At 71.5% G+C, this 22,598-nt stretch carries 17 protein-coding genes and 3 pseudogenes; 10 read left to right on the top strand and 10 right to left on the bottom strand.

Features of this window, described 5'->3' with window-relative positions:
* Positions 1 to 195: 195 nt before the first annotated feature.
* Positions 196 to 456 carry a hypothetical protein gene (locus B1L11_RS28355; protein ID WP_030509616.1) on the bottom strand — a complete coding sequence of 87 codons (261 nt, stop codon included), beginning with the start codon at positions 454 to 456 and terminating at the stop codon, positions 196 to 198.
* Positions 457 to 790: 334 nt separating this feature from the next.
* Between B1L11_RS28355 and B1L11_RS28350 the strand changes: the two genes are divergently transcribed.
* The 4 genes from B1L11_RS28350 (at position 791) to purU (ending at position 6,110) form a co-directional block, all read left to right on the top strand.
* Positions 791 to 2,380 (top strand): helix-turn-helix transcriptional regulator, encoded by a 1,590-nt coding sequence (locus tag B1L11_RS28350; protein WP_079317876.1) that lies wholly within the window; start codon positions 791 to 793, stop codon positions 2,378 to 2,380.
* A gap of 21 nt (positions 2,381 to 2,401) precedes the next feature.
* Entirely contained in the window at positions 2,402 to 2,968 is a 567-nt protein-coding gene (locus B1L11_RS28345; RefSeq protein ID WP_239109065.1) for a GNAT family N-acetyltransferase, read from the top strand.
* 247 nt (positions 2,969 to 3,215) lie between these two features.
* Positions 3,216 to 5,141 (top strand): tetratricopeptide repeat protein, encoded by a 1,926-nt coding sequence (locus B1L11_RS54190; RefSeq protein ID WP_079317874.1) that lies wholly within the window; start codon positions 3,216 to 3,218, stop codon positions 5,139 to 5,141.
* A gap of 120 nt (positions 5,142 to 5,261) precedes the next feature.
* On the top strand, positions 5,262 to 6,110 hold the full coding sequence (purU, locus tag B1L11_RS28335) for a formyltetrahydrofolate deformylase (RefSeq protein ID WP_079317872.1): 849 nt from the start codon (positions 5,262 to 5,264) through the stop codon (positions 6,108 to 6,110).
* 10 nt (positions 6,111 to 6,120) lie between these two features.
* Here purU and B1L11_RS28330 read toward each other — a convergent pair whose 3' ends face one another.
* Positions 6,121 to 8,184, bottom strand: coding sequence for a prolyl oligopeptidase family protein (locus tag B1L11_RS28330; protein ID WP_079317870.1), 2,064 nt, complete (start codon positions 8,182 to 8,184; stop codon positions 6,121 to 6,123).
* A gap of 301 nt (positions 8,185 to 8,485) precedes the next feature.
* Here B1L11_RS28330 and B1L11_RS28325 point away from each other — a divergent pair, with 301 nt between their 5' ends.
* The 3 genes and pseudogenes from B1L11_RS28325 (at position 8,486) to B1L11_RS28315 (ending at position 10,105) form a co-directional block, all read left to right on the top strand.
* Positions 8,486 to 8,995 carry an HNH endonuclease gene (locus B1L11_RS28325; RefSeq protein ID WP_079317868.1) on the top strand — a complete coding sequence of 170 codons (510 nt, stop codon included), beginning with the start codon at positions 8,486 to 8,488 and terminating at the stop codon, positions 8,993 to 8,995.
* Positions 8,996 to 9,451: 456 nt separating this feature from the next.
* Entirely contained in the window at positions 9,452 to 9,823 is a 372-nt protein-coding gene (locus tag B1L11_RS52145; protein ID WP_256862965.1) for a GNAT family N-acetyltransferase, read from the top strand.
* Between the two features lie 56 nt (positions 9,824 to 9,879).
* A pseudogene (locus B1L11_RS28315) lies at positions 9,880 to 10,105 on the top strand (zinc ribbon domain-containing protein).
* Between the two features lie 94 nt (positions 10,106 to 10,199).
* Here the strand turns inward: B1L11_RS28315 and B1L11_RS28310 are convergent.
* Positions 10,200 to 10,694, bottom strand: a complete 495-nt coding sequence (locus B1L11_RS28310) for a YafY family protein (protein ID WP_079317866.1) — start codon at positions 10,692 to 10,694, stop codon at positions 10,200 to 10,202.
* A 455-nt stretch (positions 10,695 to 11,149) separates the two neighbouring features.
* Here B1L11_RS28310 and B1L11_RS28305 point away from each other — a divergent pair, with 455 nt between their 5' ends.
* A complete protein-coding gene (locus tag B1L11_RS28305) occupies positions 11,150 to 11,623 on the top strand; it encodes a hypothetical protein (protein WP_079317864.1) in 474 nt (157 codons plus the stop codon).
* A gap of 54 nt (positions 11,624 to 11,677) precedes the next feature.
* Here B1L11_RS28305 and ilvD read toward each other — a convergent pair whose 3' ends face one another.
* Both ilvD and B1L11_RS28295 read right to left on the bottom strand, forming a co-directional pair.
* The gene (gene ilvD / locus B1L11_RS28300) at positions 11,678 to 13,516 is read right to left on the bottom strand and encodes a dihydroxy-acid dehydratase (protein ID WP_079317862.1); all 1,839 of its coding nucleotides are present in this window, start codon (positions 13,514 to 13,516) and stop codon (positions 11,678 to 11,680) included.
* Positions 13,517 to 13,607: 91 nt separating this feature from the next.
* Positions 13,608 to 14,387 carry a nuclease-related domain-containing protein gene (locus B1L11_RS28295; protein ID WP_240809125.1) on the bottom strand — a complete coding sequence of 260 codons (780 nt, stop codon included), beginning with the start codon at positions 14,385 to 14,387 and terminating at the stop codon, positions 13,608 to 13,610.
* Between the two features lie 195 nt (positions 14,388 to 14,582).
* Here B1L11_RS28295 and B1L11_RS28290 point away from each other — a divergent pair, with 195 nt between their 5' ends.
* Positions 14,583 to 16,010: an amidase gene (locus B1L11_RS28290; RefSeq protein WP_079317858.1), complete on the top strand. Its 1,428-nt coding sequence runs from the start codon at positions 14,583 to 14,585 to the stop codon at positions 16,008 to 16,010.
* 3 nt (positions 16,011 to 16,013) lie between these two features.
* Here the strand turns inward: B1L11_RS28290 and B1L11_RS28285 are convergent, their stop codons facing one another.
* The 5 genes and pseudogenes from B1L11_RS28285 to pepN form a co-directional block, all read right to left on the bottom strand.
* Positions 16,014 to 16,982, bottom strand: a complete 969-nt coding sequence (locus B1L11_RS28285) for a hypothetical protein (RefSeq protein WP_079317856.1) — start codon at positions 16,980 to 16,982, stop codon at positions 16,014 to 16,016.
* Between the two features lie 10 nt (positions 16,983 to 16,992).
* Positions 16,993 to 17,601, bottom strand: a complete 609-nt coding sequence (locus B1L11_RS52140; protein ID WP_256862964.1) for a hypothetical protein — start codon at positions 17,599 to 17,601, stop codon at positions 16,993 to 16,995.
* 126 nt (positions 17,602 to 17,727) lie between these two features.
* A pseudogene (locus B1L11_RS55235) lies at positions 17,728 to 18,069 on the bottom strand (hypothetical protein); the annotation flags it as partial.
* A gap of 482 nt (positions 18,070 to 18,551) precedes the next feature.
* Positions 18,552 to 19,001: pseudogene (locus B1L11_RS55230) on the bottom strand (LemA family protein); the annotation flags it as partial.
* 240 nt (positions 19,002 to 19,241) lie between these two features.
* Positions 19,242 to 21,806: an aminopeptidase N gene (gene pepN, locus B1L11_RS28270; RefSeq protein WP_079317852.1), complete on the bottom strand. Its 2,565-nt coding sequence runs from the start codon at positions 21,804 to 21,806 to the stop codon at positions 19,242 to 19,244.
* A gap of 182 nt (positions 21,807 to 21,988) precedes the next feature.
* Between pepN and B1L11_RS28265 the strand changes: the two genes are divergently transcribed.
* The gene (locus B1L11_RS28265) at positions 21,989 to 22,597 is read left to right on the top strand and encodes a DsbA family protein (RefSeq protein ID WP_079317838.1); all 609 of its coding nucleotides are present in this window, start codon (positions 21,989 to 21,991) and stop codon (positions 22,595 to 22,597) included.
* Position 22,598: the final 1 nt, after the last annotated feature.

The following is a 22,598-nucleotide window of genomic DNA, read 5'->3' as shown; positions in this document are numbered from 1 at the left end:
GAACCGGTCGGCCGCGAGATGCGGACGGGGTCGGGCGGGCGGGACGCCGCAGCGTGGCCGTCGCGCCGGGGCGGCACGACGGCCATGCTCCGCACCGGGCGTCCCGCCCGCCCCCTGAGGCCGCGGTGGATGCGGCGGCCCACGGCGACTGCGCTTTCATCACTGTCGCTTTCACCGCGGAGCCGCCGCCTTCCCCTACTCGCTCACCGCGGCAAGTACGCGGGCCACCTTCGTGGCCGCTCCGGCGGGGTCGTCCGCCCGGTGCATCCGTTCACCCCAGGACCACCAGTAGTCGGCCGCCTGGCAGACGACGTTCTCCGTGAGGCTCGTCGCGTCGGGATTGATCACGCGTACGTAGGCGCGGCCCGACGGGGTGCGCACGACTCGCGCGAGTAAGCCCCGCGCGTCGAGTTCGGCCACCAGATGTTCCAGGCGCCGGAAATCGTCCTCCCCCACCGTAGGTCCTCCTTAATTTCCGTTCGCGGGCGAAATGTGTACTTTGCGTTCCCGTCTGTTCACTCTGGTGCGCCAAAGATGGCTCACGGAACTGCTCGGGTCAACGAGGGCGAGAAGCGGCCGCGGTGAAGGAAAACCCATGTTGGTTGAAAGAAAACCCCCATCGGGAGACGATCCTTAGTCGGCACGTCCAAGTTGGGGGCTTGGCCGCGCCAACTATGGTCCATCATTATGGTGTGGTCGGAGCGCGACGAGTAAGTCACTCTCCGTCACGAAGCGAGGACGCTCGAGACCACGGGCTGCGAGTGCGGCCGGCCACGAGAGAGGGGCCGGAATGTCCGGTCGGCAACACAGGGAGACAGAGATCGCGCGCCGCATCCGGGCGCGGGGCCTGGCCGCCGGGCGGAGCCTGGCCGAGATCGCCGAGGAGATCCACAACGACTGCGGACCGCAGTTCGGCACGACTCGGATCAAGGCACATCGCCTTTCGCACGGCGTGGCGCTCGCCGATGTGATCGAGCAGGTGCGCGCTCTCTTCGAGAGAGACGGAAAAGCCGTCCCCGGCATCGGCGAGACGCTACTGTCCGCGTACGAGTCGGGCATGAAGCGGCCCGGCCCGGAGTATCTCCACTACCTGTGCTCGGTCTACCGGGTGGAACCGCTGGCCCTCGGGTTCGAAAGCCCGTGCATCTGCGGCCACGGACACCTGGCCGAATCAGGTGGCGGCGACCAGGAACAGGACAGACCTATCACTTCACCCGCTCCGTGGGGTGCGCCGGCCCCGTCGGGCGCCGGCACCCCTCCTGTGGACGGGGGCGAGGAGGACGAGAACGTGCTACGGAGGACGCTGTTGAGGCTCCTCGCCGGCGGCACCGTCGGGGCGGCTGGGCTCAAGGAGCTCAACGAAGAGGTGCTCGGCGCGGTGGAGAACCTTCGCCGGCGGATGGACGAGACCATGGTCACGGCCACCGTCTCGCCGGCGATGCTCGACCAGTGGGAGCAGGCCACGTCCGGTTTCGGGCGGCAGTACATGAACACCCCGCCCGTACGGCTGCTCTGCGACGTCATGCTGGAGTTCACCGCCGTACGCAAGGCACTGGACCGCCGGCAGCCCGTCGACGTGCAGGAGCGGCTGTGCCGGATGGCCGCCCAGCTCGCCGGGCTCTCGGGGATGATCATGATCGACCTCGGGGACCAGCGGATGGCCCGCTCGTTCTTCCGCACCGGACGGATGGCGGCGGACGAGACCGGCGACCGGGCCCTGCGTGCCTGGGTCACCGCCCGTGAGGCGCTGGTCCCGCTCTACTACGGCGACCCGCGTGAGGCCCTCACGCTGGCGAAGAAGAGCCGCGACCTGGCCGGCCACACCCCCTGCGCCGCGCGGACCATGGCCCCCGTCGTCGAGGCGAGGGCGCTGGCGAAGATCGCCGGTGTCAACGGCTCGCGGCACGAGGTGGTCGAACAGGCCAAGCGGGCCCTGCACCGCGCCAGGGCGGCCTTCCAGCAGATGAACGACAGCGACAGGGAAGACCCGGCGTTCGGCTACACCGAGCGGCAGCTCTACTTCTACCAGGGCGACGTCCTGGTGAAGCTGGGGCAGACCGTGGAGGCCGACGTGATCCTGCAGCAGGCGCTCGACAAGTACACGGACGAGGACCTGCTCGACCAGACTCTGATCCGGTTCGACCGGGCGATGTGCCGGCTCATCGACGGCGACGTCGAGGCCGCGCTCAAGCTCGGCCAGGAGGCCATCGAGCTGGTCGACAAGGACTACCGGACCGACCTGCTGCTCAAACCGGCGTACGACCTGGCGAAGGCGATCAGGGCCAAGTACGGCGACTCGGCCCCGCTGCAGGCCTTCTGTGAGGTGATCAAGCAGAGCCGGGTCACGATCCCGCCGGAACTGCTCCGGGACGCCGGGTGACGTGGGTAGCGAGGAGGACGTGTGGCAGGAGACGCGCTGGCGGGAGATCTCGAGCCGGGAGATCCCGTGAGAGGCGGGGAGAGCGGGACCGCGCCACTGAGGATCCGGCGGTACCGCTGGTCCGACCTCGACGCGGTGTGGTCCCTCCACCAGATCGGCCTGGCCCAGGTGGGCGTCGTGCCGGGCGACGGCGTCTACTACGACGACGACTTCCCCCGGATCACCGAGGTCTACCTGGCTGCCGGAGGTGACTTCCTGGTCGGGGAGGTGCCGGGGGCGGGGCTCGTCGCGATGGGTGGCCTGCGGCGCATCGACGCCGACACGGCCGAGATGTGCCGGCTCCGGGTCCACCCCGATCACCAGCGGCGCGGCTACGGCGCGCAGATCACGCAGGAGCTCGAGGATCGGGCGCGCCGGCTCGGCTACAGGACGTTGCGCGGAGACACCACCCTGCGTCAGGTCGCCGCGCTGGAGCTCTACCGCAAATCCGGGTGGCGGGAGCTGCGGCGCGAGGTACGCGGCGACAACGTGGTGATTTATATCGAGAAGCAGCTAAATGCCGTAGTCTCTCCACTTTTCTCCCGATAGATAATGCTTCCATCCCTTGGCGGATAGCTGATCCCTGCGAATACTTGTGCCTTGTCCGCAAGAGTGGGGAAAGAGGCATGATGAAGAAGATCATTATCCGTAAGCCGGGGACGACCAAGCTGAGCGGCACATCGAGCGTCATCCACAAGGGGTGAGGGACCACCCGAGCCACATCTGGGTCCGGGGAGACCTCTCCCGGGACCGCGTAGCGGCCCTCCGAGCACTTGCTCCGGAGGTTCCGCCTCCCATGGCGCCCATCGTCAACGGGCACCGCAGGCTACGCGGTCCGTACACGGTCGGTGGCGCGATCCTGCGCGCCCTCGTCCCGGTCGCCTTGGAGCGTTCCCCGGGCCTGGTGGCGGAACACGACATCGAGATCCGCGCCGTCGCTCCCAGCCTGCGCCCTCGGGTGCCGGCGCGGCGGGAGACCATCGAGGCCCGCCTGACGGAGGACGAGCGGATTCTCGTGCCCGCGCCGCGACGCACGCTGCGGATCGCCAACGGGATCGCCGAGTTCGTCTGCGACTGCCTCGAAGGGCCGCGGACGCTGCTGGTGGACAACCTGCATGAGGCGGATCCGGCCGACCGCGAACTGCTGCGCGTCCTGGCGCGCCGGGTGCCGGATCTGACGCTGGCCGTGGGCTCGGCGGAGCCCCGATGGGAGGGCTCGTGGGAGGGCGCGCGGCTGGTGGAGGCGCGGGCTCAGGGCGGGCCGCCCGACGACTACGTCGCCTCCGACTGCACCTCCGACGACCCCCGGGCCTACCGGGCGTACCTGTCGCTGCCGCCGGAGGAGCGGGCGCGCCGGCACGACCGGCGCGCCGCCGAGCTGAGGCGCCACGCCGCGGCGGCGGAGCACGCCCTGGGCGCGGTGCCCTACCACCTGGAGCACGGCGGCGACCTGGACGCGGCGGCGCAGGCCCTGTGGGCGGCAGTGGACCACTGCGTCACCGAGGGCTTCCTGCACGCGGTCGTGGAGCTGGGCTCGCGCGGCCTGCGGCTGGTGGAGCCGGGTTCCGACCTGTGGTGGCGCTTCACCCACCGCACGGCGACCGCGCTGGCGGGGCTGGGCCGGCGGGAGCACGCGCAGGAGCTGTACGACCAGGCCCGGCGGGTCAGCGTCGATCCGGCCGTGCACGCCGCCGCCGCGTACGGCACGGCGATGCTCGACGCGCGTGACCGTGATCCGGCGCGGCGCGACCTGGCCAGGGCCAGAGGCTGGATCAACGAGGCGATAGCGATCTCCACGCTGCTGCCCGACCAGCGGACGCGAGCCTTCAAGCTCGGGTTCGACCAGAACGGCCGCGCGCTGATCGAGCTGCGGGAGGGGCGGGTCGACGAGGCGCTCGGCCTGGTGCGGTCGGCCATCGGCCTGGCCGAGCGCGACCTTCCGCCGGACGCCCACCCCGTGCACCGGATGGTGCTGTTCGCCAACCGGGCGCAGCTCCTCGCGCGGATGGGCCGCAAGGAGGAGGCGCTGGCCGACTTCGACCGGGCCGTCGCGATCGACCCGGGCTTCCCCGACCACTATCTCGACCGGGGCAACCTGCTGTTCGAGCTGGGACGTACGGACGAAGCGCTGGCCGACTACGAGACGGCGATGCGGGTGAGCCCGCCGTTGCCGGAGGCGTACTACAACCGGGCGGAGCTGCGCCTGGCCGCCGGGGACCTGGACGGCGCCCGGGCCGACCTCGACCACGTGCTCGACCTCGACCCCGGCTACCTCGACGCGTACGTCAACCGGGCCGGCGTGCTGGAGATGCTCGGCGAGCACGAGGCCGCCAGGCGCGACGTCGAGGCGGGGCTCGCGCTGGACCCCGGCAACGCGCACCTGCACGGCGTGCTCGGCCAACTGGAGACCGAGGCCGGCCGCTACGCGGAGGCCGCCCTGGCCTTCGACGCGGCGCTGGCCGCCGACGCCCGCCTGGCGTCGGCCTGGGCGAACCGCGCGACCCTGCGGTTCGAGACCGGTGACGCACAAGGCGCCGTCGACGACCTGACCCGGGCGATCGACCTGGGCGAGGACGCGGCCCTGTACTTCAACCGGGCCACCGCGCTCGACGCGCTCGGCCGGGGCCGGGAGGCGCTGCTCGACCTGCGCCGGGCGCTGGCCCTTGCTCCCGGCGACCCCGACGTACGCGCGGCGCTGGAGCGGCACGAGAAGGAGGGCTGAGGCGGGGACGATCATGGCGGGCGGCGGCCGCCCGCCATGATCGCCTCCACCTGCCCGCCACCCTCCGATCGGCTGGCCCTACCCTTGAAGCCGACACCGTCACCCGTCGAGGATCTGAGCATGAGCGCTGAATATGTGCTGACCCTGTCCTGTCCGGACCGGCCCGGAGTGGTCGCGGCCGTCTCCGGGCTGCTGGCCGGGAAGGGCTGCAACATCATCGAGAGCCAGCAGTTCGGTGACCCGGTCGAGGAGCGGTTCTTCATGCGCGTGCAGTTCTCCAGCGGGTGCACCGCCGACGAACTGCGGGCCGCGTTCGCCTCGCTCGCGCCGGAGTTCGCCATGGAGTTCCAGCTCTTCGACCTCGCGGTGCGGACGCGGGCGCTGGTGCTCGTCAGCCGGTTCGACCACTGCCTCAACGACCTGCTCTACCGGGTGCGCTCGGGCCTGCTGCCCATCGAGATCGTGGGCGTCGCGTCCAACCACCCCGACCTGCGCCCCCTCACCCAGTCGTACGGCGTGGACTACCACCACCTGCCGGTCACCGCGGAGACCAAGCCGCGGCAGGAGGCGGAGATCCTCACGCTGGTCGACCACTACCAGGCCGACCTGGTCGTGCTCGCCCGCTACATGCAGGTGCTCTCACAGGAGATGTGCGCCAAGCTCGCCGGGCGGATGATCAACATCCACCACTCGTTCCTGCCGTCGTTCAAGGGCGCCAAGCCGTACCACCAGGCGTACTCCCGGGGCGTGAAGCTGATCGGCGCCACGGCCCACTACGTGACGCCCGACCTCGACGAGGGGCCGATCATCGAGCAGGAGGTCGCGCGGGTGAACCACACCCACTCGCCCGAGGACCTCGCCGCGATCGGCCGTGACCTCGAATGCCAGGCGCTGGCCCGGGCCGTCCGCTGGCACGCAGAGCACCGCGTGCTGCTGGACGGCCACAAGACCGTCATCTTCCCGCGCTGACCTCTGCGCCTCAGCCGACCTTCAGGCCGGTGTGCCGGGCCATGAACGCGAGCTGGTCGGCCGAGAGCTCGACCGATCGGCTCACCGCCCGGGCGCCGTGCCCCACCTCGGTCTCGTTGCGCAGCAGGATCGGGCGGTCGCCCGCCTGGGCGTGCTGCAGGGCCGCCGCCATCTTCCACGCGTGCAGGGGATGGACGCGGGTGTCGGAGGCGAACACGGCGAACAGCGTGGCCGGGTACGACACCCCCTCGCGCACGTGGTGGTACGGCGAGTAGCTCCACAGCCAGGCGAACTCCTCCGGCACGTCGGCCGAGCCGTACTCGACGTTCCAGGTCGCCCCGAGACCGAACTTCTCATAGCGAACCATGTCGAGCAGCGGGGCCAGGCAGACGACGGCCGCGTACAGGTCGGGGCGCTGGGTGAGCGCCGCGCCGACGAGCAGGCCGCCGTTGGAGCCGCCGGAGATGGCGAGCCGGTCCGGGCTGGTGACGCCGGTGGCGATGAGATGCTCGGCCGCCGCGTGCAGGTCGTCGAAGACGTTCTGCTTCTTGCCGAGCATGCCGTCCCGGTGCCACTGCTCGCCCTCCTCGCCGCCGCCGCGAAGCTGGGCGACCACGTAGACGCCGCCCGCCTCGACCCAGGCCAGCGTCGTGGCGGAGAACCCCGGGTTCAGCGGGACCCCGAAGCCGCCGTAGCCGTACAGGATGGTGGGACGGGGCCCGGAGCCGGGGCGTGAGGTGATCAGCATGCGCACCTCGGTGCCGTCCTTGGACCGGTAGACGACCTGCTCGGTCGTCGCCTCGGGCACCTCCACCGCGCCGGGAGGCGCCTCCCAGAGGGAGGTCTCGCCGGTGAGCGCGTCGTAGTGGTAGACCGCGGTCGGGGTGATGCCGTCGGTGTAGCTGAACCAGGCCTCGTGCCCGCCCTCAGGACGCTCGGAGATCCCGCCGATCGAGCCGAGCCCCGGCAGCGGGACCTCGCCGATCCGCTCGCCGCTCTCCAGGGCGTGGACGGAGATCTCGCCGATCGCGTGCCGGGTCCAGCCCACGAGCAGGACCGGCTCGGCCATGCCGTCGAGGATCGCGAAGTCGGACAGCACCGCCTCGGCGTCCTCGGGGATCAGGTCGCGCCAGTGCTCGGGGCCCGGTGTCTCCGGGGAGGTGACGCAGACCCGCCCGCGTGAGGCGTCGAGGTCGGTGAAGACGTAGAGTCGCCCGTCGCGGCCGAAGTGGAGCCCGGTCTGGGCGTCGACGTCCTGCTGCACCACGACCAGTTCCGGTGCCTGGGGCGACGAGGCGATCAGGTCGGCCACCCACAGGTCGTTGCGCGGGGCCGTCCCCCGTGATGCGGAGATCGACAGCCATCTGCCGTCGAGGGAGACCGAGACTCCGTAGTAGTTGGTCTTCTCCAGGCCCTCGCCGAAGATCAGCACGTCGTCGTCGGGGGAGGTGCCGACGCGGTGCAGGTAGACGCGGCGGTGGTACTGCTCCTCACCGGCCGGGACCAGCGAGGGCGCCAGCCTGCGCACGTAGTAGAACGCCTCCCCGCCGGGCAGCCAGGCCACGGGGGAGTAGCGGCAGCGGTCGATCGGCCCCTCGACGACCTCTCCGGTCGTCACGTCGACGACGTACAGACGCGACTCCTCGTCACCGCCGACCGAGATCTGGTACGCCAGCCGGTTGCCCTCCTTGTCCGGCTGGTAGGAGTCGAGCGTGGTCAGGCCCGAGGGGTCGAGGGCGGTGGGGTCGAGCAGCACACGCTCGCCGTTCCCGTCCGCGACGTACAGCACCGGGTGCTCCTGGTCGGGGGCCCGGCGGGTGAAGAAGCGGCGCTCGCCGCGCCAGGACGGCGTCCCCACCGACCCGGAACGCAGCAGTTCGGCGATGCGCTCGCGGAAGTGGTCGCGCCCTTCGAGTTCGGCGGACCGGAACAGGGTCTCCTGCGCGTCCAGCCACTCCTTCGTCGCCGGATCGTCCGGATCCTCCAGCCACCGGTACGGGTCGGGGACGGGCGTTCCGTGGAGATCGTCGACGATGTCGTCACGGCGGGCTGGTGGGTACGGCACTCGGCTCATGCTGGCACTTTAAATCAGCCGGACGACTGCGACGGTACATCGTCCGTACCCGGCCAAGGCGGGAATAAAGGGGTGGACTGCTGGGCATAGAAGCAGCAGGCGTTCCAGTCGTTCACCTCACGGACCCTTTTTATGGGGTGGCGAAGGGGCCGCCGAAAAGGCCACACTTTGGTGAAGGGCGGTGCCGTGGTGACGATCCGCTGGGCCGTCCGGCGGAGGTCCCTGTGACGGAAGCACCCGGGTCCCAACCGACGGGGCCACAACCCAGGCGCACAGCCGAGACCGCTGTGGAGGCCGGCTGATGCGCCAAGTCCTGCTACTCAACGCCACATACGAACCGCTGACCACGCTCTCCCTGCACCGGGCCGTCATCCTGGTGCTGAGAGAGAAGGCGGACGTCGTCCACCGCGACGGCAGGGGCGCGGTTCTGCGCTCGGCCACCCGCACGCTCGACGTTCCATCGGTGATCCGGCTCCGGCGTTACGTCCGCATCCCCTACCGGACGCGCATCCCGCTCACCCGGGCGGCGCTGATGCGCCGGGACAACTTCCGCTGCGCCTACTGCGGCCAGCGGGCCGAGACCATCGACCACGTCATCCCGCGATCCCGGGGAGGCCCCCACACCTGGGAGAACTGCGTCGCCTCGTGCATGCCGTGCAACCACCGGAAGGCCGACAGGCTGCTGGAGGAAATCGGGTGGGCGCTGCGCGTGGCCCCCGTGGTGCCGCACGGCGCGCACTGGCGGCTCATCGGCGCGCAACTCGACGGCGATCCGCAGTGGGCGCCCTACCTGTCGGAGACGGCGGCCTGACCGGTGACGTCATGAACTGGACGTTCACCGCCGACGTGGAGGAGTACGCCGCGGCGGCCGAGCCCTGGCTGCTGCGCGATCCCGTCCGCAACACGGTCATGCTGACCGTGTTGCGCGGGATCCGCGGCGGCCAGTTCACGGCCGAGCCTTTGCTGGCCTGGCTGGAGGACGGCGACGCCGTGGCGGGGGCGGCCTGCCAGACACCGCCCTACCCGCTCGCGCTGGGCGACGTCCCGCTCACGGCGCTTCCCCTGCTGGCGCGCGACCTCATCGAGATGGACCACGACGTGCCCGCGGTCGGCGGTCCGGTGGCCGTCGCCGAGGCGTTCGCCCGCGCCTGGTGGCGGCCGGAGAGACGCCGCCCGGGCCGAGCGCCTCTACCGTCTCGGCGCGCTGCGGGCTCCCTCCGCGCCCGGGAAGCCCCGGGTCGCCGGCCCCGACGACCTGCCGACCGCCGTGCGCTTCTTCCGGGAGTTCCAGCAGGAGGCGCACGTCGAGCGCACGGCCGATCCCACCCCGGTCGTCGCCGCGCGGGTCAACCGCGAGGAACTCGTCCTGTGGGAGGACGACGACCGGCCCGTGTCCGTCGCCGGTGTCTCCGCGCCGATCGCCGGCATGTCGCGGATCGGCCCCGTCTACACCCCGCCCGGCCTGCGCGGACGTGGGTACGGCAGCGCCGTCACCCACGCGGCCAGCAGGAAGGCGCTCGACGACGGCGCCACCGAGGTGCTGCTGTTCACCGATCTGAGCAACCCCACCTCGAACTCCATCTACCAGCGGCTCGGCTACCGGCCCATCGCCGACTACGCCACCATCCACTTCGCCTGAGTTGCTGCTTCTCCGGGGGCGCTCGCGGTCGCCGCGCCGGGCCGTAATCTGGACGCATGCCTCGCTATGACTACCGTTGCCGCGCGTGCGGATCGACGTTCGAGCTCAACCGTCCCATGGCGGAGGCCGCCGACCGGGCGGTCTGCCCCTCCGGCCATGACGACACCGTGAAGCTGCTGTCCACCGTGGCCGTCACGGGCAGGGCGTCCGGGGCTTCCGCTCCCCGTCCTGCGGGTGGCGGGGGGTGGCGGCTGCTGCGGCGGTGGCTGCTGCGGCGGCTGAGCGGTGCGGTGTCCGGCCGCGCGGCCCGTGTAAGCCTGTAAGGCGTGCGGCCCGCGGGTGTGGGCGTGGCGCCCACGCCCGCGGGCCGGCGGAGTCAGGCCGCGGACGGCCGCCTGGTGCGCGAACGTCGTTGGAACGGCAGGTAGCGCTGCGGCAGGTGGGCGCGGGCCGGCAGGTCGGTCGGCTCGACCGCCAGGATGCGGTCGAAGCGGAAGGCCCTGATCGACCGGCGCATGCGGCACCAGCCCACCAGATACCAGAACTCGCCGTGGACCAGGCAGGTCACCGGCTCGACGTCGCGGACCGTCATCCGGCCCGCGGCGTCGTGATACTGGATGCGGATCACCAGGCGCGCGGTGATCGCGTTGGCCACCGCCCGCGCCCGCCGGGCGACGTCGGTGGGCAGCGGAGTGGTCAGGGTGGTCAGGGTCGTGGCGATGACGTCGTCGTCCAGATCGAGGTGCTCGAAGGCGTGGCGCAGTCCGCGCCGGGCGGTGACCGACTGTGGGCCGGCACCGAGGTGAGCGAGCGACAGGGCGAGGGCGGCGAGTTCCTCGGCGGTCAGCGAGTGCCGAATGACGTTGGCCATACCTCGACAATAACGACGAGGACTGACATTTTTCCGAACGCGTGCTCGCAAGAAGAGGCAGTATGGCCTACCCTTCCGGCCATCTTTTCCTGACCACACCGGCGGCGAGGCCATAGTGGCGATCGGGCGGCACCGGACGGCCTCGCGGGCACCGCGGACGGATGACGCGCTGAAACTTTCACCGGCCGGGCTCGGCCCGGAAATCACGGCGGTCCCGATATTCGAAACATTTCGCCGAATCATCCGTACGAATTCTCTGGTCGCCGCTGCATATCGGATTTCGGCCGCGGGATCGGCCGGCGCCGGGTTTCGGGCGCTCGGCTGGGCACGCTTTCGCATGCCTGCCGGCCCGATGTTCCGGCCCTGCCGAAATCGCCGGTGATTGACGGTGCCCCGGGGAGGTGGTGAATTCGCTGTGCTCGATGTCAGAGGGGAGAACGTTACTCATGTTTGCTGTGAAATCAGCCCGGCGGCTGCTGGCCCTTGGTGCGGCGCTCGTCACGACCGGTGTGCTGAGCCTGGCGCTCGCGCCCAGCCCTGCCATGGCCGGCACCGTCACGCTGCAGGCCACGGTGGACTGCCTCAACTACAACAGTTTCGGGGACACCAGGGACTGGTACCCCATCTCCCCGTCCGTCGGCGCCTCACCGTACGGCGGAGGCGGGGCAGTACCCTACTCCAGCATGGTCGCGGTCCCGGCCACGCACGCCTGGCAGTTCGCGCAGACGCTACCCAGCGGGACGACGTCCGTCAGCGTCTCCGCCAGGTGCAGCGAGGGCCATTCGTACGACCTCACCGGCTCCACGGCCGGCGTGAGCATCCCCGCGGGAACCACTACCGTGACCGCCACCTGGGGCTGCACCACCGCACCGGTCTACCCCGGCCCGTGGGTCACCAACTGCAGCCTGCAGTCGGTCTCGTACAGCTGAACGGCATGAAAACGCGGGGCCGCCTCCGGGGAGGCGGCCCCGCGGTGCATGGCCCTATCGGGAGAGCTGGGACAGGTCGCGGGACGCGCCGGTCGAGGCCGAGGTGGTCAGCGCGGCGTACGCCTGCAGGGCGGCCGACACCGGGCGGTTCCGGTCGCGCGGCCGGTAACCGCCGAGGTCGGCCAGCAGCCGCTCGCGGCGGGCGGCCAGCACGTCCTCGGCCACCTTGAGCTCGATCGAGCGGGCCGGGATGTCGATGTCGATGATGTCGCCGTCCTCCACCAGGGCCATCGTGCCGCCCTCGGCCGCCTCGGGGGAGGCGTGGCCGATGGACAGGCCGGACGTGCCGCCGGAGAAGCGGCCGTCGGTGACCAGCGCGCACACCTTGCCCAGGCCCCGGCCCTTGAGGAAGCTCGTCGGGTAGAGCATCTCCTGCATGCCCGGGCCGCCCTTGGGGCCCTCGTAGCGGATGACGACCACGTCACCGGGCTTGACCCGGTCGCCGAGGATGCCCGCGACGGCGTCCTCCTGCGACTCGAACACCACGGCGGGGCCGGAGAAGCGCCAGATCGACTCGTCCACGCCGGCCGTCTTGACCACGCAGCCGTCCTGGGCGAGGTTGCCGTACAGCACGGCGAGGCCGCCGTCCCTGGTGTACGCGTGGTCGAGGTCGCGGATGCAGCCCTCGGCGCGGTCGAGGTCGAGCGACTCCCAGCGGGCGTCCTGCGAGTACGCCTTGACGGTCCGCACGTTGCCCGGCGCCGCGTGCCACAGTTCCACGGCCTCGTCGGTGACCTCGGGCGACTTGGGGTCCCACTTGGCGATGTACTCCGCGATGGAGGCGGAGTGGACGGTCGGCAGGTCGCGGTGGAGCAGGCCGGCCCGGTCCAGCTCGCCGAGGATGCCGGGGATTCCGCCCGCCCGGTGCACGTCCTCGACGTGGTACTTCATCGTCGCGGGGGCGACCTTGCACAGGCACGGCACCCGCAGCGACAGCTCGTTGATCTCCTTGAGCCCGAAATCCACACCCGCCTCGCGGGCGGCGGCCAGGATGTGGAGGATCGTGTTGGTCGAACCGCCCATGGCGACGTCGAGCGCCATCGCGTTCTCGAACGCCTCGCGGGTGGCGATGCTCCTCGGCAGGACCGACTCGTCGTCCTCCTCGTAGTAGCGCCGGGCGAGGTCGACGATCCGCCGTCCCGCGTCCTCGAACAGGGCCTTGCGGGCGGTGTGGGTGGCGAGCGTGGTGCCGTTGCCCGGCAGGGCCAGGCCGATCGCCTCGGTGAGACAGTTCATGGAGTTGGCCGTGAACATGCCGCTGCAGGACCCGCACGTCGGGCAGGCGTTCTCCTCCATCTCCAGGAGGTCGGCGTCCGACACGCTCTCGTCGGCGGAGGCGATCATCGGGTCGATCAGGTCGAGCTTGCGGCCGGGGACCTTGCCGGCCTCCATCGGGCCGCCCGACACGAAGATCGTGGGAATGTTCAGCCGCATCGCGGCGAGCAGCATGCCCGGCGTGATCTTGTCGCAGTTGGACACGCAGACCAGCGCGTCGGCGCAGTGGGCGTTGACCATGTACTCGACCGCGTCGGCGATCAGCTCACGGGACGGCAGCGAGTAGAGCATGCCGCCGTGGCCCATCGCGATGCCGTCGTCCACGGCGATCGTGTTGAACTCGCGCGGGATGGCCCCCGCCTCGCGGACCGCGCCGGCCACCACCTCGGCGACCTCGCGCAGGTGCACGTGGCCGGGCACGAACTGGGTGAAGCTGTTGGCCACCGCGACGATCGGCTTGCCGAGGTCGCTGCCCGCTACGCCCGTGGCCCTGAGCAGCGCACGGGCGCCGGCCATGTTCCTGCCGTGAGTGACAGTGCGGGACCTGAGAGCGGGCATCGAGGGACCCCCATCCGGAGACTACTGAGTCTTCAAATGGTACGACCACTGCCCGGCTGCCGAGACCCGCTGTCCACGACTCGGAACGTGTCTACTCGGGATACCGCGAGGGCAGCACGCGTTCGGCGGCCCGGTAGATCGCGTCGATCTCCGCGGTGGTGAGCGACCTCTCCCGCTTGGTGATCCACTTGCGCACCAGCCCGCCGGAGAAGACGTCCACCTCACGGATGTTGAGGATGCGCCACGGGATCGGCGGACCGTAGATGGCCAGGGACGGCACCACGGTGATCTCCCGGCCGAGCGCCTTGCTGATCAGGTCGCTGGCCTGCGCCGCCTCCCACCGGGCCTCGTCGAGGCGCGGCTTCTGGTTGAACGGGCCGTGGAAGAGCTTGCGGTGCGACTGGACCCGTACGGGCAGCCGTTTGTCCCACTTCTCCGAGTCCACCGCGTAGACGCCGGTGGGCCCGACCACCAGATGGTCGATCTGCGCCTCGCTGCCGGGGATGGCCCTGGCGTGCAGCGTCTTGTAGCCGTTGCGCTCCAGCTTCTTGAGCTGGGCCTCCGTCTGGCGCTCGGCCGCCGAGGCACGCCGCCACGCGGGGATGGAGGAGACCGTCCTCGCCCGGTAGACGGCGTCGGCGACGCACGCGAGGATGGCCGCGGTGAGCCCGAGCCGCCAGCTGGCGAAGAGCACGCCGAACACCACACCCGCCGCGACCGCGATCACGGCCCGGCGGCGCAGGTGGCGGTATCGCGTGTCCTGCCACAGGCTGCTCAGCGACGTGCGCTCGACCGGAGCGTACGTGGGAGACGCCGGCGCCTCAGGTGGCGCCGAAGGGCGTTCCGCCTGCTCTGACGATTGGTCACTCACCCATATAGGTGACGTATCGTGACCGTCTTCTGGCGCTAGACCGGTATCCACATCACTCACGGTAGTTGAGCCGTCAGCGGCTTGCCTAGTGTTGGATGGTTCATACTTTTGTGGCCTGCTTGAGCCGATTCGTTGCGCGGAAGTGCGGGTATCTTCTCTAGATATCCGCGGCCCGGAGGCCTACCGTTCGGTAGCGTGGCGCACATTCACGATCTTACCGCCCTTGAGCAGGCGGCAGCCGTACGTACGGGTGAACTTTCTCCTGTCCAGATCACCGAGCACTACCTGGAGCGCATCGAGCGGCTCGACCCCGGCCTGGGGGCGTTCGTCACGGTGACCGCCGAGCGGGCCCTGGCCCAGGCGCGCGAGCAGGAGGCCCGGCTCGCCGCCGGCGACACGGAGGACCTGCCCCCGCTGCTGGGCGTGCCGATCCCGATCAAGGACCTCAACTTCGTCAAGGACGTGCCGGTGCACTTCGGCTCGGCCACGTACGAGGGATTCGTCGCGCCCGCGGACGACAGCGTGGTCGAGCGCCTGCGGGACGCCGGCACGATCATGCTGGGCAAGACCAGCACCCCCGAGTTCGGCATGCCGTGCTACACGGAGACCTACCTGCACGAGCCCACCCGCACGCCGTGGGACACCACGCGCTCGGCCGGAGGGTCGAGCGGGGGAGCGGGGGCCGCCGTCGCGGCCGGTCTCGCGCCCGCCGCGCAGGGCAGCGACGGCGCGGGCTCGATCCGCATCCCCGCCTCCGTCTGCGGCCTGTACGGCATCAAGCCCAGCCGCGGCCGCATCTCCGCGGCGCCCATCATGCCCGACCTCGCGGGGCTGTCGACCAACGGGCCGCTGGCCAGGAACGTCGCCGACGCCGCGGCGCTGCTGGACGTGATGGCCCACAACAACCCCGGCGACCTCTACCACGCCCCGGCGCCGGCGCTCCGGTCGTTCTCGGCCTACGCCGGGCGGGATCCGGGCCGCCTGCGGATCGCCAGGTTCGCCACGCCCGCCGTGCCCGGCGCGGAGGTCCACCCCGACGTGCTCGCGGCGTACGAGAGCGCCTCGGCGGTGCTGGAGTCGCTCGGCCACGAGGTCGAGGAGATCGCGCCGCCGTTCGGCCCCGACGTCGTGCCCGAGTTCGTCAAGATGTGGTTCAGCTTCTCCTGCATGCACCCGGTGGCGGAGGAACTGGAGCCGAAGCTGCGCCCGCTCACCGCGTGGCTGCGCGAGCGCGGCCACGCCGTCTCGGCCCCGGAGTTCCTCCAGGCGCAGTCGACGCTCCAGCTCGCCACCCGGTTCGCGCTGCTCGTGACCGACGCCTACGACGCGGTGCTCTCGCCGACCGTCACCCAGCCGCCCGTGCCGGTGGGCTGGTTCGAGGACGTCGAGTCGCCCGAGGAGACGTTCGAGCGGATGATGCGCTTCGCGCCCTTCGCGGCCATCTACAACGTGAGCGGCCAGCCCGCCGTGAACCTCCCGCTCTACTGGACGCCGGACGGCCTGCCCATCGGCGTCATGCTGGCGGGCAGGTACGGCGACGAGGGGACGCTCATCTCGCTGTCGTCCCAGGTGGAGGCGTCGGTCGGCGGCTTCTGGGGGGACCGCAGGCCACCCATGTGGTGACCGTCAGCCCAGCAGCTCCACGACGTGCGCCGAGACGTCGGCGAGCAGCGTGGCCGGCCGCACCGGCGCCGCCGCCACGGCGGAGAACAGGGCGGGCAGTCCCGGCAACGGGAAGCCGTCGTCGGCGGTGACCGCGGCGGCCGCCTCGTGCTTGGCCAGCGCGGCGCGGCTGCGCTCCCACGCCTCCAGCACCTCCTCCGGCGACGGCACGCCGAAGCCGTGCCCGACCGGGGCGGCGTGGCGCAGCCGTACGAGCGGGGTCTCGGCGAACGCGAGCGCGATCCGGCAGCGGGCGGACAGGTCGTCGAGGTCCGGCACCCAGTCGAGCGCGGGGCAGGGGGTGCGGCACCGGCCCGCGCAGGTGGCGAGGGCCCCCGCCACCTGGCTGTGCTGCCGGTCGAAGTAGGCCCGCCACCCCGCGGGCGGCTCCGCGGCCACCCGCAGCGTCCGCTCGGCCGCCGACCGCTCCGCCCTCGTGTGGTCGCAGTCCCGGTCGGGCATGACCCCGAACCGGCTGCCGGGGGCGCGCAGGCCCTCCGGCCAGCGAGCCGGGTCGCCCGCGTGGCCGAGCGCGGGCTCGAAGGCGAGCAGCGGGAGGTACTCGCTGCAGATGTGCACCGCCGCGATCATCGAGCTGAGCTCGCGCCGCCGCCAGCGGGCCTCGACGACCTCGAGGAGCAGCGCGTACGCCGACCGCAGCGAGTCGAGCGCGCCGCGCGGCTGCTCCCTCGGCGTCTGCGGCATGTGGCACGCGCGGGCGCGCCTGCGCAGGTCGGCCGGCACCGTCTGGGCGTCGATCTCGGTATGGAAGTCCTCGGCGTCGAGGGTGAGCAGCCGCTGGCCGAACTCGCAGACCGACGCCACCAGGGCCGCCCGCTCTCCCTCCCCGAGCACGGCCGGCGCGAGCGCGCCGACGTCGCCGAACGAGTACCTCCCGGCCAGGGCGATCAACAGGTCGTGGGCTGAGTGCACCCTGACGACCCTACTCAGGGCGGCGACGGCCGTCCGCCGGGCCATCCCACGCGCCCGGCGGGCGGTCGGGCAGGACGCGCACCTCGCCGAGGTTCTCCGGCGCGTCCACCGCGTATTCGCCGGTGTCGTCGTAGGTGGCGGCGTCCCGCAGGCGCGAGCCCTCGATCACGTCGACCCGCCTGATCCAGCCGAGCCTGCGCCCTGCCACGGCCCGCACCCTGTCGCCCTCCCGCAGGGGAAGCCACATCTCCTCGCTCAGGCACATGGCCCTGACCTCGCGGGAGCCCCCTTCGTCGATCGCGCACCAGTACGTCCACTTGGAGGTGTCGTTCGCCTTGCCGCCGTCCGGGAAACGGCGCAGCCGGACGACCTGGCCCTCCACGGTCGCCGCGCCGCCGAGGTCGGAGATCGCGCGGACGACCGGCAGGCCGGCGACCGCCAGGCCCACGGCGAGGGCGGCGGGCAGGACCAGCCCGTCCGGCCACACGCCGAAGGCGGCGGCGACCACCAGGATGATCCAGGTGGGGAACCCGGTGAACCAGCCGGCCGCCAGGCCCCGCAGGATCGTCGCTCCCGGCGGCCGCCCCCACAGCAGGCGTGAGGGGTAGCGGACGTTCACGACGTGCCACATCCCGCCGTAGTCGGACCACGCCCGGTTGTCGTCGGCCGGGGTGCTGACAGGAAGGCTCCTGACGGCCCGCGGCGCGAGCCCGAGCGCGGCGGCGTACGCGAGGTGGCGGCCCCAGATCGTGACCGAGGCGGCGGGCTGCTCGGCGAACCGCCCGGTCGCCCGCAGGTGCTCGCGGACGCCGAGCCAGTGGGCGGCGGCCCTGGCCCCCTCGGCCGTGCCGCGCTCCCCGTCAGCCTGCCCATGAGCGTCACGAGCAGGGCGAAGGAGACGATCGCCGCGCCGGGCCCGCCGTCGTGGTTGGCGCGGGCGTCGTCGGCCGCGACCGCGATGCCGATCGCCGCGGCGGGGACGGCCGCCGCCACGCCGAGGAGCAGCGCGTGGGCCCTGCTCCAGCGCGGCCGGGACAGGCCCTGCGCCCGCGCCTCGACGATCACCTTCTTGCGGAAGCTCTTCCACCACCGGCCGAGGTCGCGCGAGCCCTCGGCCAGCGCCCCCGTCGCCACCACGCCGTCGACGGCCAGCGAGCGTACGTGGTCGTAGACCAGCCGCTCGTACGGCCGCAGGTCGCCGGGCTCTCCACGCAGCCGTACGAGGGACAGCTCCGGGCCGATCTCCTCGACGGCCACGACGCCCCTGGCGGCCAGGTCGAGCAGGGTGGCCGAGGGCGCCTCGTCGCACAGCCGCCAGTCGCCCGTGATCAGGTCGACCACCGCGGGGGGCTGGCCGGCGAGCTCCCCGGTGGCCGGCCCCGGCTCGACGTCCGGGTTCCTCGTCGCCACGGCGAGCGCGAGCAGGAGCAGCAGCCACAGACCGGTCGCCGCCGCGGCGGCAATCCAGGCGCCCATGGTCAGAACCTGACCTGCACGGGCCCGCGCTCCTCGCCGGCGCCGGAAGTACTCGCGGGGCGTGAAGCCGGTCATGCCGGCCACGATGTTGGCGGGCACCGTCTGGATGGCGTTGTTGTAGGTCAGGACGGCGTCGTTGTAGTACTGCCGGGAGTAGGCGATCCGGTTCTCCGTGGCGGCCAGCTCCTCCTGGAGCTCGGCGAAGTTGGCGCTCGCCTTGAGGTCGGGGTAGGCCTCGGCCACCGCGAACAGGCTCTTCAGCGCGCCGGACAGCATGTTCTCGGCCGCCGCCTGCTCCTCGGGGCCCCGGGCGCCGATGGCCTGGGCGCGGGCCACGACGACGGCCTCCAGCGTGGCCCGCTCGTGCGCGGCGTAGCCCTTGACGGTCTCCACGAGGTTGGGAATCAGGTCGTAGCGGCGCTTGAGCTGCACGTCGATCTGCGCCCAGGCGTTGTCGACGGTGTTGCGGGTGCGTACGAGGCGGTTGTAGACGGAGACGAGCGTCGCGACGAGGACGGCCACGACGGCGAGGACGACGATCATGGTGATCATGGAGGCCTCCTGCACGGACGGTAGTCCCGGCCCGTTCGCCCTGTGAACGGCCCGGCCCGCCCATGGCACCGCCGCTGCCTTGCACCGGGCTTGCGCCGCGCTTTCATGCTCCCGCCGTCTTCCATGCCACGCGGTCCCCTGACACGCCCGAGGGCCCCGGCGGTGTGCCGGGGCCCTCGGGGTCGTGATCGTGCGGCCGGCCGCGGATCAGGACGCAGATCAGGCTGCGGATCAGGCGGAGGCGTCCCGCGCCCGGGCGCGCAGCGCGCGGCTGACGCCGTCCGCGCCTTCCAGCAGCAGGCGCCGCAGCGCGTGCGGCGGCTGCTTGGCGCTGATGTGGTCCTGCGTGCGGGCCACGGTCTCCGGACGGATCAGCAGCGCGGGGTAGCAGCCGATGGCGAAGTTCTGCGCCATGTCGGAGGTCCACTCGCTCCAGATCCGCCCGACCTCCTCGAAGTACCGGTCGGCATACGGCTCCAGCAGCTCGGGGTGCTGCGGGTCGACGAAGCCGAGGATCGTGGCGCGCAGCAGCGCGCCGCTCAGCTTGCCGCCCACGATCGTCGCCCAGGTCTCGGCCTTGGCCTCCGGGGTCGGGATCGAGGCCCGGCTGGTGGCGGCCGAGCGCTCGCCGGTCGCCGTGGCGTCCCTGGCCAGCTCCGCGTCGATGTCCCCGGCGCCGAGGACGCCGCCCGACACGAGCGACTGGATGAGCGTCCAGCGCAGGTCGGCGTCGACGGTCAGGCCCTCGGGCACCTCGGTGCCGTCGAGCACGCCCTTGAGGAACGCCAGGTCCTCGGACGAGGTGGCGGTCGCGGCGAGGGCGTTGACGTAGGCGAGCTGGTGGTCCGACCCCGGCTCGGCCGCCGCGACGAGGCGGCGCAGCGCGCCGGCCAGCTCGGCCAGGCCGGCGGCCCGCCACGCCGGGTCGGCGTACTGCTGCACGGCCTGGCGGGCCTGGCGCAGCACGGTCTGCAGGACGGTGATGTCGCGCACCGAGTCGATGCCGGAGACGACCAGCTTGACGTAGTCGCGGGTGGCCATCTCGGCGTCCCGCGTCATGTCCCAGGCGGCCGACCAGCACAGCGCGCGGGGCAGCGACTCGGTGAACGCGGTGATCCCGCCGCCGACGAGGGTGCGCAGCGACCGCTCGTCGAGCCGGATCTTGGCGTAGGTGAGGTCGTCGTCGTTCACCAGCACCAGGTCGGGCTGGACCTCGCCGACCAGCTCGGGCACGGCCGTACGCGCGCCGACGATGTCGAGCTCGACCCGCTTGGTCCTGGTCAGGACGCCCTCGCGCAGCGAGTAGAGGCCGATGGCCACCCGGTGCGAGCGCAGCGTCGGGTGCTCCTGCGTGGCCTCCTGCAGCACGTCGAAGCTCAGGAACCGGCCCTCGTCGTCGGTCGTGAACGACGGCCGCAGCGTGTTGACGCCCGAGGTCTCCAGCCACTCCTTGGACCAGGACGACAGGTCGCGCCCGGAGGTGCGCTCCAGCGCCGACAGCAGGTCCTGCAGGGTGGTGTTCTTCCAGGCGTGCTCGTTGAAGTAGTCGCGCACCCCGGCGAGGAAGTTGTCGAGCCCCACGTACGCGACGAGCTGCTTGAGCACCGAGGCGCCCTTGGCGTACGTGATGCCGTCGAAGTTGACCTCGACGGCCTGCATGTCCGGGATGTCGGCGGCGATGGGGTGGGTGGAGGGCAGCTGGTCCTGCCGGTAGGCCCACGCCTTCTCGACGTTGGCGAACGTCGTCCAGGCGCCCTGGCCCCAGCGGGTGGCCTCGGCCTGGCACAGCACGGACATGTAGGTGGCGAACGACTCGTTCAGCCACAGGTCGTCCCACCAGCGCATGGTGACGAGGTCGCCGAACCACATGTGCGCCATCTCGTGCAGGATCGTCTCCGCGCGGCGCTCGATAATCGCGTCGGTCACGCGCGAGCGGAAGACGTAGTCCTCCAGGAACGTCACCGCGCCCGCGTTCTCCATGGCCCCCGCGTTGAACTCCGGCACGAACAGCTGGTCGTACTTGCCGAAGGGGTAGCGCAGGCCGAAGACGCGGTGGAAGAAGTCGAAGCCCTGCTTGGTGACCTCGAAGATGTTCTCGGGGTCGAGGTACTGCGCGAGCGAGCGCCGCACGTAGATCCCGAGCGGGATCCCGTCGTGCTCGTCCCGCACGACCGTGTACGGCCCGGCGATGAGGGCCGTGATGTACGTCGACATGACGGGGGTCGGCGGGAAGTGCCAGCGCTTGGCCGCCTGCAGCGTGCCGTGCCGCCCGCGGTGCTCCTCCAGCGGCTCGACCGCGTCGGGAGCGGCGTTGGACACCACCTCCCAGTCGCCGGGGGCGAGGACGGTCAGCTCGAAGGTCGCCTTGAGGTCCGGCTGGTCGAAGCAGGCGTACATCCGGTGCGCGTCGGCCGTCTCGAACTGGCTGTGCAGGTAGACCTGCTGGTCCACGGGGTCGACGAAGCGGTGCAGGCCCTCACCGGTGCGCATGTAGGAGCAGTCGGCGTCCACGCGCAGCTCGTTGTGCCCGGCCAGCCCCGGCAGCGGGATGCGGCCCTTCTCGGCGTCGTAGGTGCTGACGTCCAGCTCCCTGCCGTTGAGTACGACCTTCCGCACGTGCGCGCCGTGCAGGTCGATGAACGTGTCCGCCCCCTCGCGGTCCGACGTGAAGTGGACCGTCGTGATGCTCTCGAACCGCTCCTCGCCCTCCGTCAGGTCGAGTTCGACCTGGTAGGACTGGACGGAGAGCAGCCGAGCACGCTCCCGGGCCTCGTCCCGTGTCAGATTCCCTGCCACACCCGCTCCTCATCACATGATCAACGCCCCCGATCCCCGCCGCCCCGTCGCGTCAGGGATTGCATGAATCCTGCCACGTCGCGGCGACAAGGCGGATTCGAGATCGCTCCTACCTGGAATAGGAGATTTCTTGCCCGGGTTGACGACCGAGGGAACCATAGTCCGTTCGAGAGGGTGTCACAGTGTCCGACCGAAAGCTTGTCGATTTCTGGTTCGACCCCGCCTGCCCCTGGGCGTGGATCACGTCACGCTGGATCCACGAGGTCGCCGCGCTCCGTCCCATCGACGTGCGCTGGCACATCATGAGCCTGGCGGTGCTCAACGAGGACAAGGACATCCCCGACGACTACCGCGAGCGGGTCAAGCAGACGCTCGGCGCCGTACGGGTGGTGGCCGCCGCCGCGGACAAGTACGGCGAGGAGGTCCTCGGCGGCCTCTACACCGAGATCGGCCGGCGCTTCCACGACGAGGGGCGCGAGCGCGACCGGGACACGATCGCCGAGGCCCTCACGGCCGCCGGGCTCGACCCCGCGCTGGTGGCCGCGCACGACTCGGACGAGTACGACGAGGCGATCCGGCGCTCGCACAACGAGGGCATCGACCTGGTCGGCCAGGAGGTCGGCACGCCGGTCATCGCCGTCGAGGGCGCGGCGTTCTTCGGCCCCGTCGTCTCGCCCATCCCCAGGGGTGAGGCCGCCGCGCGCCTGTGGGACGGCGTCCTGCTCGTCGCCGGCACCGACGGCTTCTTCGAGCTGAAGAGGTCGAGGACCCGCGACCCGATCTTCACCTGAG

The sequence above is a fragment of the Microbispora sp. GKU 823 genome (assembly GCF_002027145.1).
Classification (GTDB): Bacteria; Actinomycetota; Actinomycetes; order Streptosporangiales; family Streptosporangiaceae; genus Microbispora; species Microbispora siamensis.
Note: the sequence above shows the minus strand (reverse complement) of the source record. Positions and strands in the feature narration are given on the sequence as shown.

Bases quoted from the DNA above. Each gene is read 5' to 3' on its own strand.
- B1L11_RS28350 (WP_079317876.1), top strand. From the start codon at position 791: ATGTCCGGTCGGCAACACAGGGAGACAGAGATCGCGCGCCGCATCCGG.
- B1L11_RS54190 (WP_079317874.1), top strand. From the start codon at position 3,216: ATGGCGCCCATCGTCAACGGGCACCGCAGGCTACGCGGTCCGTACACG.
- ilvD (WP_079317862.1), bottom strand. From the start codon at position 13,516: ATGCCCGCTCTCAGGTCCCGCACTGTCACTCACGGCAGGAACATGGCC.
- B1L11_RS28310 (WP_079317866.1), bottom strand. From the start codon at position 10,694: ATGGCCAACGTCATTCGGCACTCGCTGACCGCCGAGGAACTCGCCGCC.
- B1L11_RS28330 (WP_079317870.1), bottom strand. From the start codon at position 8,184: ATGAGCCGAGTGCCGTACCCACCAGCCCGCCGTGACGACATCGTCGAC.
- B1L11_RS28325 (WP_079317868.1), top strand. From the start codon at position 8,486: ATGCGCCAAGTCCTGCTACTCAACGCCACATACGAACCGCTGACCACG.
- purU (WP_079317872.1), top strand. From the start codon at position 5,262: ATGAGCGCTGAATATGTGCTGACCCTGTCCTGTCCGGACCGGCCCGGA.